Annotated in this window: 10 protein-coding genes; 3 read left to right on the plus strand and 7 right to left on the minus strand. The window is 65.9% G+C overall.

The genetic code is table 11. From position 1 onward, the window contains the following. The 6 genes from ACDELDRAFT_RS14135 to urtA form a co-directional block, all read right to left on the minus strand. On the minus strand, nucleotides 1-601 hold a 601-nt coding region (locus ACDELDRAFT_RS14135; protein ID WP_005797881.1), incomplete at its 3' end, for an acetamidase/formamidase family protein. A gap of 219 nt (nucleotides 602-820) precedes the next feature. Then, nucleotides 821-1,510, minus strand: a complete 690-nt coding sequence (urtE, locus tag ACDELDRAFT_RS14140) for an urea ABC transporter ATP-binding subunit UrtE (RefSeq protein WP_005797883.1) — start codon at nucleotides 1,508-1,510, stop codon at nucleotides 821-823. Between the two features lie 40 nt (nucleotides 1,511-1,550). Then, a complete protein-coding gene (gene urtD, locus ACDELDRAFT_RS14145; protein ID WP_005797885.1) occupies nucleotides 1,551-2,294 on the minus strand; it encodes an urea ABC transporter ATP-binding protein UrtD in 744 nt (247 codons plus the stop codon). 30 nt (nucleotides 2,295-2,324) lie between these two features. Continuing rightward, nucleotides 2,325-3,539 carry an urea ABC transporter permease subunit UrtC gene (gene urtC / locus ACDELDRAFT_RS14150; protein WP_005797887.1) on the minus strand — a complete coding sequence of 405 codons (1,215 nt, stop codon included), beginning with the start codon at nucleotides 3,537-3,539 and terminating at the stop codon, nucleotides 2,325-2,327. A 44-nt stretch (nucleotides 3,540-3,583) separates the two neighbouring features. Further along, nucleotides 3,584-4,498, minus strand: a complete 915-nt coding sequence (gene urtB, locus ACDELDRAFT_RS14155) for an urea ABC transporter permease subunit UrtB (protein WP_005797889.1) — start codon at nucleotides 4,496-4,498, stop codon at nucleotides 3,584-3,586. Nucleotides 4,499-4,594: 96 nt separating this feature from the next. Further along, on the minus strand, nucleotides 4,595-5,860 hold the full coding sequence (urtA, locus tag ACDELDRAFT_RS14160) for an urea ABC transporter substrate-binding protein (protein WP_005797891.1): 1,266 nt from the start codon (nucleotides 5,858-5,860) through the stop codon (nucleotides 4,595-4,597). Between the two features lie 193 nt (nucleotides 5,861-6,053). On the opposite strand from urtA, the gene ACDELDRAFT_RS14165 reads away from it, so the two are divergent. Both ACDELDRAFT_RS14165 and ACDELDRAFT_RS14170 read left to right on the plus strand, forming a co-directional pair. Continuing rightward, nucleotides 6,054-9,512, plus strand: a complete 3,459-nt coding sequence (locus ACDELDRAFT_RS14165; protein WP_040329240.1) for a hybrid sensor histidine kinase/response regulator — start codon at nucleotides 6,054-6,056, stop codon at nucleotides 9,510-9,512. Continuing rightward, nucleotides 9,496-10,401, plus strand: a complete 906-nt coding sequence (locus tag ACDELDRAFT_RS14170; RefSeq protein WP_005797895.1) for a response regulator transcription factor — start codon at nucleotides 9,496-9,498, stop codon at nucleotides 10,399-10,401. The genes ACDELDRAFT_RS14165 and ACDELDRAFT_RS14170 overlap by 17 nt, the downstream gene beginning before the upstream one ends. A gap of 136 nt (nucleotides 10,402-10,537) precedes the next feature. On the opposite strand, the gene ACDELDRAFT_RS14175 is transcribed toward ACDELDRAFT_RS14170, so the two are convergent. After that, nucleotides 10,538-11,023, minus strand: a complete 486-nt coding sequence (locus ACDELDRAFT_RS14175) for a PACE efflux transporter (RefSeq protein WP_005797896.1) — start codon at nucleotides 11,021-11,023, stop codon at nucleotides 10,538-10,540. A gap of 65 nt (nucleotides 11,024-11,088) precedes the next feature. On the opposite strand from ACDELDRAFT_RS14175, the gene ACDELDRAFT_RS14180 reads away from it, so the two are divergent. Next, nucleotides 11,089-11,592: LysR family transcriptional regulator (locus ACDELDRAFT_RS14180; RefSeq protein WP_005797898.1), on the plus strand; the 504-nt coding region annotated here is incomplete at its 3' end.

Here is an 11,592-nt window from a genome sequence, read left to right on the forward strand (position 1 = left end):
CCTGCAGCTTGCCCATGTGGGCCGTGGCCGGTGCGGGCGGATTGGCCAGGCCCGGCACACGCGTGGGGTTGGTGGCGATGAGCTCGGCCTCGCGGGCGTTCCAGGTGTCCAGCATCTTCTGGTCGGGCAGGCAGCCGATCAGGCCCGGGTGGATCAGGCCCGCGAAGTTCACGCCAGGAATATGGCGGCTGCTGGTGAACATGCCATGAAAGTCCCATATGGACTTTTGCGCGAGCGGGAAATGCTCATCGAGAAAGCCGCCACCGTTCTGCTTGCTGAAGAAGCCGTTGAAGCCCCACAGGCTGTCGTCACGGGCGCCGATGTCAAGCAGGTCCACCACCAGCAGGTCACCGGGCTCGGCGCCTTTCACGCCCACGGGGCCCGACAGGAAGTGCACGGTGGACAGGTCCACGTCACGCACGTCATCAGCGCAGTCATCGTTCTTGATGGCGCCGCCGGTCCAGTCGTAGGTTTCGAGCTTGAACTCCGCGCCCGGCTCCACCCACACAGCCATGGGGATGTCGGGGTGCCAGCGGTTGTGCACCAGCGGGTTGTCGTAGGGCGATTGCTTGAGGTCAACCTTGATGAGGGTTTCGGCCATGGTGTGCTCCTGGAAGGGTGGTGAGAAAAAGGTGGAAGGGAGGGCAAGCAAAGGAAACGGCGCGTTCCTCCTGGGGCCCGTGGCTGTGGCCCAGCCCCTGCTGGCGCCGCCAGGCCATGGCGGCCCGGCTGCGCGGCCCGTGTCCGCTGACGCGCAGGGCGCAGCAACGCGGTAAAGCGGGGAAGGCACCGAGCGCCGCAGAAGGGTGTTGCATGGCCTTCAGACAGAGAGGTACGCCTTGACGCGATCCTGGTCGGTATCGGCCCGCGCGGTTTCATGCACCAGGCGGCCACCCTCGATGACGAACAGCCGGTCGGCCACGTCCATGGCGAACGAAAGCACCTGCTCGCTCACCACGATGGTGATCTTGCGCAGCTTGCGGATCTCGTTGAGTGCCTTGGCGATGTCTTTGATGATCGAGGGCTGGATGCCTTCGGTGGGCTCATCGAGCAGCAGCACCTTCGGGTCGGTGACGAGCGCACGGGCGATGGCCAGCTGCTGCTGCTGTCCACCAGAAAGGTTGCCGCCCTTGCGCCGCCGCATGTCCCACAGCACCGGGAACAGGGCGTAGATGTCGTCGGGTATCTGGCGTGTCCTGGAGTTTTCCAGCCCGGTCTGGATGTTCTCTTCCACCGAAAGCGTGGGGAAGATCATGCGCCCCTGGGGCACATAGGCGATGCCCTTGGCCACCCGGCGAAAGCTCTCGTCCCGGGTCACTTCCTGTCCTGCCACGGTGATGTGGCCGCTCTTGACGGGCATGACGCCCATGAGGCTCTTGAACAGCGTGGTCTTGCCCATGCCGTTGCGGCCCATGATGGCCACGGTTTCGTTCTCGCGGCCCTCGAAGGTGATGCCGTGCAGCGCTTCGCTCTGGCCGTAGGCCACGAACAGATCCTTGACTTCCAACATGCTGGCGCTCCTGTGGTGGTGTGCGTTGTGGCGGCCCGGCTCAGTGGCCCAGGTACACCTCGATGACCCGGGGATCGGCCTGCACCTTCTCCATCGGGCCCTCGGCCAGGATCTTTCCCTGGTGCATCACCGTGACCTTGTGGGCAATGCGTTTGACGAAATCCATGTCGTGCTCGATCACGATCACCGACCGGTTCTTGCAGATGCGCTGCAGCAGGTCGGCCGTGAGCTCGCGCTCGCGTGCGCTCATCCCCGCGATGGGCTCGTCGAGCATGAGCAGCTCGGGCTCCTGCATGAGCAGCATGCCGATCTCCAGCCACTGCTTCTGCCCGTGCGAGAGCAGGCCTGCCTCCATGTCCAGTGCGTCGGCCAGGCCGATGTCCTCGGCCACCACCTGCACTCTCGCCTTGACCTCATCGGTGCACTTGAAGGCCAGCGCGCCCAGCACCGAGCGACCTGCGGGGTATGACACCTCCAGGTTCTGGAACACCGAGAGGTTTTCGTAGATGGAGGGCGTCTGGAACTTGCGGCCGATGCCCAGCCGAACGCGCTTGTGCTCGGCCATGCGCGTGAGCTCCTCGTTCTTGAACTTGATGCTGCCGCCCGTGGCGCGCGTCTTGCCACAGATGAGGTCCAGCAGGGTGGTCTTGCCTGCGCCGTTGGGGCCGATGATCACGCGCAGCTCGTTCCTGTCGATGTACAGCGTGAGGGCGTCGATGGCCTTGAAGCCGTCGAACGACACGGTGAGGTCTTCCACGGCCAGGGTGAAGTCGGTATTGCTCATGGTGGTGCTCCGGTGGTGGCGGTGGGCGGATCAGATGCCCTGGCGGCTCACGCCGTCCGGCAGGTCGGGGCGCACGGCGCAAGAGGGCGCAGCTTCTGCGGCGGCGGGGGCGACGGGTGCCGCCACACTCCCCCGGGGTGCCTTGGCTGAAGCCAGGCGCCGCGCCGCACGGAGGCCCTGCCACCAGGGCACGATGTGGCTCTCCCACAGCCCGGCGAGGCCCATGGGGAAGGCCATGGTCACGCCAATGAACAGGCCTGCCATGAGGAAAAGCCACATTTCTGGAAAGCTCTCCGAGAAGAGCGTCTTGCCCGCATTCACCAGCAGCGTGCCGTACACCGCGCCGACGAGGCTCATGCGCCCCCCGACGGCGGCGTAGATCACCATCTCGATGGAAGGAACAATGCCCACGAAGCTGGGGGACATGAAGCCCACCTGCAGCGAGAACAGGGCGCCGCCAATGCCCGAGAGCGCCGCGGCCAGGCAGAAGGTGAACACCTTGAAGTTGGCCACGTCATAGCCCGAAAAGCGCACGCGGTCTTCCTTGTCGCGCATGGCCAGCAACAGCGTGCCGACCTTGCCCGTCTGTACCCAGCGGCACAGCACGATGGAGCCGATCAGCAGCGCCACGCAGACGTAGTAGAGGATGTACTTGGCGCTGTCGGTGCGCGTATCCCAGCCCCACAGCGTCTTGAGGTCCGTCATGCCGTTGACGCCACCGGTGTAGCCCTGCTGGCCGATGATGAGCACGGTGCAGATCAGCGCCACGGCCTGCGTGATGATGGCGAAGTAGACCCCGCCCACGCGCCGCTTGAACATGGCGAAGCTGATGACCCAGGCCAGGAGCGTGGGTACCACGATCACGGCTGCCAGCGTGAACGGCAGGCTCTTGAACGGCACCCAGAACGCGGGCAGTTCGGTGATCTGGTTCCAGTCCATGAAGTCGGGAATGCCCGGCGTGGACTGAATCTTGGTGCTGATGGGGTCGGACGCTTCCAGCTTGAGGAACATGGCCATGGCGTAGCCCCCCAGCCCGAAGAACACGCCCTGCCCCAGGCTGAGAACGCCGCCATAGCCCCACACCATCACGAGGCCAATGGCCACGAAGGCGTAGGTGAGGTACTTGCCGACCAGGTTGAGCCGGAAGATGTCCAGCGCAAGCGGCAGCACCACGGCCAGCAGCACGGTGAGCAGCACCAGGCTGGCGAGCTGGTAGCGCTGGATCCAGGCTTTGAGGGCATTCATGAGAAGACTCCAGTGAACTCAGAGGGGAAAGAAGGACGGCAGGATCAGCGCCGCACCTTGGAGGCAAACAGGCCCTGGGGCCGCACCATCAGAATCAGCACGATCAGGGACAGCGTGATCACCTTGGCCATGGAGCCAGCCAGGAAGAACTCGGTGATCGACTGCGTCTGCGCGATGCCAAAGGCCGAGACCACGGTGCCCAGCAGACTGGCGGCACCACCGAAGGTGACCACCAGGAACGCATCGACGATGTAGAGCGAGCCGCTGGTAGGCCCCGTGGAGCCGATGGTGGTGAAGGCGGCGCCCGCGATGCCGGCGATGCCGCAGCCAATGGCGAAGGTCAGGCGGTCGGTCTTCTTGGTGTCGATGCCGATGGCGTTGGCCATCACGCGGTTGCTCACCGTGGCGCGCACACGCAGCCCCCAGCGGCTCTTGTGCAGCGCCAGCAGCACACCGCCAGTCACCAGGGCCGTGAGGCCCAGCACGAACAGGCCGTTGATTGGAATGTCCAGCCCCTCGGCCGGGGCCCACGAACCCAGCAACCAGTCAGGCAGCGTGGGGCTGACTTCCTTGGGCCCGATGAAGGTGCGAAAACTCTGCTGCAGCGCCAGGCTGACGCCCCAGGTGGCCAGCAGCGTGTCCAGCGGACGCTTGTAGAGATGGCGGATGAGCCCCCACTCCACGAGCCATCCGGCGGCGAACGCAAAGCCGAACGCCGCCACGATGGCCAGCGGAAAGTAATAAGGCATGAAGGCGGGTGCATGCTGCGCCGTCAGCGTGGAGCCGAGGTAGATGGTGTAGGCGCCGATGGTCATGAACTCGCCATGCGCCATGTTGATCACGCCCATCTGGCCAAAGATGATGGCCAGCCCCAGGCCCATGAGCAGCAACACGGCGAACAGGCTCAGGCCCGCGAAGCCCTGCATCAGGCCGATGTTCATCATTTCGGAAAAAGTCATGGCGCAGCTCCTGGGGCAAGCCGTTGGGGATGGAAAACTTCCATGCGGCGGCCCGGCCTGCCGGCGCAGGCCGCCATGGATCACGCTAGGCAGGGGTTACTGGTAACCCTTGGGGAACGGATCGGGCTTGATCAATTCCGGCGACTCGGAGACCACCTTGAACGTGGCATCCGGCAGGCCCTGCGCGATGCGGGACTTGCTCCACAGATGGTGGTTGGCATCCAGCTTCACGTAGCCCTCGGGCGCAGTCTTGAGTTCGATGCCGGCCGAGGCGGCCACGACCTTGTCCACGTCGAAGCTCTTGGCCTTCTCGACCGCGGCCTTCCAGAGCCAGGGGCCCAGGTAGCCGGCCTGCGTCACGTCGCCGATCACCGCGCTCGGGCCATACTTGGCCTTGAAGGCGGCCACGAACTTCTTGTTGTTCTCGTTGTCGAGCGACTGGAAGTACTTCATCGACGAGTAGAAGCCGGCGAAGTTCTCGCCGCCCACGCCGGTCATCTCGTCCTCGGTGACGGAGAGCGTCACCAGCAGCTGCTTGTCACCCGTGATGCCGGCCGCCTTGAGCGCCTTGTAGAAAGCCACGTTGGAGCCGCCCACCACGGCCACAAACAGGCAATCGGGCTTTTGCACCTTGATCTTGTTCATCAGCGAGCCAAAGTTGGTGCTGCCCAGCGGGTAGTACTCCTCGCCGACGACCTTGCCCTTCTGGAAATTCTCGATGTGCTTGCGCGCGATCTTCATCGAGGTGCGCGGCCAGATGTAGTCCGATCCGATCAGGAAGAAGGTCTTGGCCTTCTTCTCGGTCTTGGCCCAGTCCAGGCTGTAGAGGATCTGCTGGGTGGCCTCCTGGCCCGTGTAGATGACGTTCTTCGACTGCTCCAGACCTTCATAGAACGTGGGGTAGTACAAAAGGCCATTCTCCTTCTCGAACACGGGCAGCACGGCCTTGCGCGAAGCGCTGGTCCAGCAGCCGAACACGGCGGCGCAGCGGTCGTTGATGAGCAGCTTCTTGGATTTTTCCGCGAAGGTGGGCCAGTCGGACGCGCCGTCTTCCTTGATGACCTTGATCTTGCGGCCCAGCACGCCGCCCATGGCGTTGATCTGGTCGATGGCGAGCTGCTCGGCCTGGATGGATCCGGTTTCGGAGATGGCCATGGTGCCGGTGGCGGAGTGCAGCTGGCCCACCGTCACTTCGGTGTCCGTGACGGCCAGCTTGGTCGTGTTGACCTGGGCCGTAGGCTGGCCGAACGACCACGACGGCAGACCCGCCACGGAGGCCGCGCCCAGGGCTTGCAGCAGGCGCCGGCGGCCCGCGTCCGTGGAGGGGTGGGTGGTGACATGGGCTTCGGACGGGTGCTTCATGAAGGCGCTCCTTGCGGCTGACGGGTTGATGAGAGTCGGCGTATTTCGCCGCGCTGGAATGAAGATTAGGGACAACCCGCCCTACCGCCCATACGTCAATTAACGTAGAGCGCTGCGGCGCGCTCGCGCCGCAGCAGATGGCGCACCGGGGTGCCGCAGCAAGGGCTAGAACGTTTCTTGCATGCCGCTGCGCATGCACCGTTCTCCCCCTTCTTCACCGGCGGCACCCCAGACGATCTTTCGCTTCCGGCGCGAATACAACGCGTGGGTGGCCGACGAGACCATGGAGGACTACGCGCTGCGCTATACGCCCCGAAGTTTTCGGCGCTGGAGCGAATTCCGGGTGGCGAACACGGCGTTTGGCTCGCTGTCGTTCCTGGCCCTGGAAGCCATTGGCGGGGCCATCGCGCTCAACTACGGCTTCAGCAACGCCATGTGGGCGATCTTGGTCGTGGGGCTCGTGATCTTCTTCACGGGCTTGCCCATCGCCTACTACGCAGCGCGCTACGGGCTGGACATGGACCTGCTCACCCGAGGTGCCGGCTTTGGCTATCTGGGCTCCACCCTCACGTCACTGATCTACGCGGTGTTCACCTTCATCTTCTTCGCGCTGGAGGCGGCCATCATGGCGCTGGCGCTGCAGATGGTGCTGGACTGGCCGATCGAATGGTGTTACGTGCTGTCTTCCGTCGTGGTTCTGCCGCTGGCCATGCGCGGCATCACCCTGATTTCCAGGCTGCAGGCCTGGACGCAGCCGCTGTGGCTTTTCCTGCTCATCGTCCCTTTCGTCTGGATTGCGCTGGCGCAACCGCAGCTCTATCGGGACTTCAGCAGCCTCTCGGGCCTTCGCAGCGGCAGCAGCGGGTTCTCGGCCCTGATGTTCGGCGCAGCGGCCACGGTCATCTTCTCGCTGGTGGTGCAGATCGGCGAACAGGTGGACGTTCTGCGCTTCCTGCCCGTGCGCACCGCGGCCAACCGCTGGCGCTGGTGGGGTGCGGTGCTGGTGGCCGGGCCGGGCTGGATCGTGATGGGCATGCTCAAGATGGCGGGCGGCGCATTTCTGGCCTTCACGGCGCTGCAGTTCGAGGTGGGTGCACACCGCGCGGCCGAGCCCACGCAGATGTTCCTGACGGGCTATCAGCAGGTGATGCAGGCGCTCGGCCTTCCGGGGCTGGCCGTGGCCATCACGGTGGTGTTTGTTGTGGTTTCGCAGATCAAGATCAACGTCACCAACGCCTACGCAGGCTCCCTGGCCTGGTCGAACGTCTTCGCGCGCGTGACGCGCAGCCACCCGGGGCGGGTGGTATGGCTGGTGTTCAACGTGGGCATTGCCACGCTGCTCATGACGCTGGGCGTGTTCGGCGCACTGGAGAAGGTGCTGGCCGTCTACAGCAACGTGGCCATTGCCTGGGTGGGCGCGCTGGTGGCCGACCTTGTCATCAACAAGCCGCTGGGCCTGTCGCCCCAGGGCATCGAGTTCCGCCGCGCCCACCTGTACGACTTCAACCCCGTGGGCCTGGGCGCCATGGTGCTGGCCGCAGCCGTCGCCTGCTGCGCCTATGCAGGGCTGCTGGGCGACCATGCCGCTGCATTCTCACCGTTCATCGCACTGGTGCTGTCCATGGCGCTGGCGCCCCTGCTGGCCTGGGCCACCCGCGGGCGCTGCTACCTGGCGCGGCCGCCCGAAACCACTTGGCAGTGCGGCGAGACAGTGCGCTGCGCCGTGTGCGAAAACCAGTTCGAGCCGGAAGACATGGCGCGTTGCCCCGCCTATGCAGCACCCATCTGCTCGCTGTGCTGCTCGCTCGAGTCGCGCTGCCATGACCGCTGCAAGACCGGGTCGCGCGCGTCTGAACAGTTGCGCGCCGTGGCGCTGCTGCTGCTGCCGCGCCGATGGGCGGCAAAGGTCAACTTTCGCCTGGGCCAGTACCTGGCGGTCACGGTGTCGCTGTGGGCGGCAATGGCGTTCATCGTCGGCGTGGTCTATGTGCAGGAGAGCCTGGACACCCCGGCGCAGTTCCTGCGGACGCCCTTCCTCAAGGTGTTTGCCCTGCTGGCCCTGATGGCTGCCGTCAGTGCCTGGTGGGTGGTTCTGAGCACGGACAGTCGCCGCATGGCGCAGGACGAATCCGAACGGCAGACCCAGCTGCTCCTGCAGGAGATTGAAGCCCACAAGCGCACCGACGCCGAGCTACAAAAAGCCAAGGACCTGGCCGTGGCCGCCAGCCAGGCCAAGACCCGCCACGTGGCGGGCATGACCCACGAGCTGCGCTCCCCCCTCAACAGCATCCTGGGCTACACCCAGATCCTGCTGAAGAACCCGCAAACCGACGGCTGGCTGCGCGACACCCTCTCCACCATCCAGCACAGCGGCCAGCACATGCATGCGCTCATCGACGGTTCACTGGACCTGGCGCGCATCGAGGCGGGCCGCCTGCGGCTGGAGCCGACGCCCCTGCCCCTGGCCGAGTTGCTGGAGGATGTGGAAGGCATGTTGCGCCCGCTGGCGGAGACGAAAGGCCTGCGCTTCGCCGTGCAGGTGGTGGGCGCCGCGCCGGCGTGGATACGTGCCGATGCCAAGCGCCTGCGGCAGATTCTGATCAACCTGCTGACCAATGCCGTGCGCTTCACCGACCAGGGCGAAGTGCGCCTGCGGTGGGATTTCAGCCAGCATGTCTCGCGCATCGAAGTGATAGACACCGGTATCGGCATCGCCCCGCTGGACCAGGAGCGCATCTTCCTGCCCTTCGAGCGCGGCAGTGCCGGGCGCCGCGCCAGCGAGGTGGGCACCGGCCTGGGCCTGACCATCACCCACCTTCTGACCCAGCTCATGGGCGGCGAACTCTCGCTCCGCAGCGCGCCGGGCCGGGGCAGCACCTTCACGGTACGCCTGTACCTGCCCGGCATTGCGCCCGACCCGTCCCGCCCCCCGCTGCGCAGCGTGGCCCTGCGCCCGGTGATCGGCTATCTGCTGCCGCTCCGCACCCTGCTGGTCGTGGACGACCAGCCGCTGCAGCGGCAGCTGCTCGCTGCGATGCTGGTGCCCCTGGGGTTCACGGTGCGCGAAGCCGCCAGCGGCCAGGAATGCCTGGAAATCGTGCAGAACACCCCGCCCGACCTGGTGCTGCTCGACCTCACCATGGACGATCTCGATGGCTGGCGCACCGCAGAGATGCTGCGCGCGCTGCCATGCGGCGCCGACATCCCCATCGTGTTTGTGTCGGCCAATCTGTTCGATAACCAGCCCGCTCGGCTCGCCGCGCTGCGCTGCCAGGGCTTTGTGGGCAAGCCGGTGGCCGAATCCGAGCTGCTCGATGCCCTGGAGCACGCATTGCAGTTGGAATGGGTCTATGACAACACCCCGCTGATTGCTGCGAACGGGACGCCGCTTGCCCCGCATCCGGCTGCGCACGCCCCAAAACGGTGCACTCCACAGGACATGATGGCCCTGCCCGAATCGCTGCGCGAAGACCTGGTGCGGCTTGCGCAACAAGGCCAGGCCTCGGCCCTGCGCCAGCTGCTGCACCGCGCGCTGCAGGAGTGGCCCGCCCACGCCGCGGCCCTGCGCCAGCTTAAAACGTGCGCAGACCAGTTTGATCTCCAGGCCCTGGCGCGGCATTTGCGAGAGCCCGACCATGACGCCCAACCCTGAACCCAGCTCCCCGCCCGCAGGCCGGGTCATCCTGGTGGTGGACGACGCCATCGACACCCTGCGCATGCTGTGCGATGCCCTGGCACTGGAAGGCTATACGGTGCTGGTGGCCCGCGACGCGGATGAGGCGCTGCAGCGCTTCGACATCGCCGTACCCGACGGTGTGTTGCTGGATGCCGTGATGCCCCGCATGGACGGCTTCGCACTGTGCCGCCAGCTCAAGGCCACCCCGGCCTGGTCGCATGTTCCGGTGCTGTTCATGACCGGCCTGTCGGAAACCGACCAGATCATCCAGGGCTTTGCCTGCGGCGGGGTGGATTACGTCGTCAAGCCCCTGCGCATTCCGGAGGTGCTGGTGCGGCTGGCAACCCATGTGCGCAACGCCCATGCCACGCGCCTGGCGCGCGAGGCGGTGGACGTGGCCGGCATGGGGGTTGTCATGCTGGATTCCCAGGGGCGCATCGCCTGGTGTTCACCCCAGGCCGCCCTGTGGCTGGACAGCAGCTTCGCCGACCAGGCGCCGCAGGCCCGTGCCGACTGGCTGCAGTCCGCATCGGGCGCCGGGGAGATTTTCATGCCCATGCCGGGTGGTGGCCGCCTGGGCGCGCGCCACCTGGGCGCGAGTGGCCTGACCGAATCGATGCTGCTGCTGCGCCTGGCCGCGGCAGACACGCCACCGCGCCAACCGGAGGTGCCGTTGACGCCCCGTGAAACCGAAGTGCTGGCATGGCTCGCCAAGGGCAAGACAAACCGCGACATCGCGGACATTTTGGGAATGAGCCCCCGCACCGTCAACAAGCACCTGGAGCACATCTTTGAAAAACTGGGCGTGGAAACGCGCTCTGCCGCCACGGCCGTTGCCAGCAAATTCCTGCTGCCAGGCGTCTAGCCCCTGAAGTGCCGGGGCGACCTGAGCAGGAGGACGCACGCGATGCGCGCGTGCCTTTCACCATGGGTCTCAAGGCCTTGCTGAGTGGCGAAGGCCAAGCACAAGGGGCCGGCACCCAGCCGCTCTCTGTCCGCCCCTAAACCGCCTGCAATGCCGAAGCCGGCAGTCCGAACACCCGGTCGAACACCCAGTTGAACACGAAGGTATAGCAAAGGAAGAAAACGATCAGGCCCAGATCCATCACGAAGGCCTGCCAAAGGCTGATGCCAAACCACCACGCAAACAGCGGCACCAGCGTGAACACCAGCCCGCCCTCGAAGCCGATGGCATGGGCCGCCCGGCGCGCCACGCTGCGCCCGCGCACGGCCTGGCGCGACTCCCAGCGCTCGAAGGCCCAGTTGAATACGATGTTCCATACCACCGCGATGGCCGATGCCGCCGCCGCCACCACGCTGGAATGGCCGGCGCCCTGCCCCGTCAATTGGGCCAGCCCCACGGTGGCCGCCCCGATGGCGATCAGTTCATAGAGCGTGACGTAGATGACGCGGCGCCACGGGCCCTGCAGCCCCGGCGGGGCGGAGGCTGGCGGCAGGGGAACGGAAGGGGGCAAAAGAGACGACATGCGCCCACTTTATGTGCTAATTGCTGATATATAAAATCAGCTTATTTCAGGTTTACTGATAGATCATGGCTTTTTCTTCGGACAGCGTGCAGGTGTTTCTGGAGGTGCTCGACCAGGGCTCTTTTTCGGCTGCCGCGCGTGCGCTGTCGCGGGTGCCGTCCGCCGTGAGCATGACCATTGCCCACCTGGAGGCCGAGCTGGACGTGACCCTGTTCGACCGCAGCGGGCGCGAGCCCCGCCCCACCGCCGCCGCCCGTGCGCTGGAGCCACAGGCCCGGTTGCTGGCCGGGCAACTGCAGCAGCTCAATGCGCAGGCGCTGGCCCTCACCCAGGGACTGGAGGAGCGCCTGACGCTGGCCATTGCCCCCGAGTTGCTGGCCGCGCGCTGGAGCAGCCCGCTGGCCACGCTGGCGCAGGAATACCCGCTGCTGCAGGTGGAGGTGCTGGCCGCGCCCCAGGTCGATGCCCTGGCCCTGTTGCACAGCGGGCGGGCGCAGTTGGCGCTGGTGTTCGAGCGCCCCAGCATCGACGGGCGCGAGGGTTTCCAGGAGGTGGGCAGCGAGACCTTG

The sequence above is a fragment of the Acidovorax delafieldii 2AN genome (genome assembly GCF_000175235.1).
Lineage (GTDB): Bacteria > Pseudomonadota > Gammaproteobacteria > Burkholderiales > Burkholderiaceae_C > Acidovorax > Acidovorax delafieldii_B.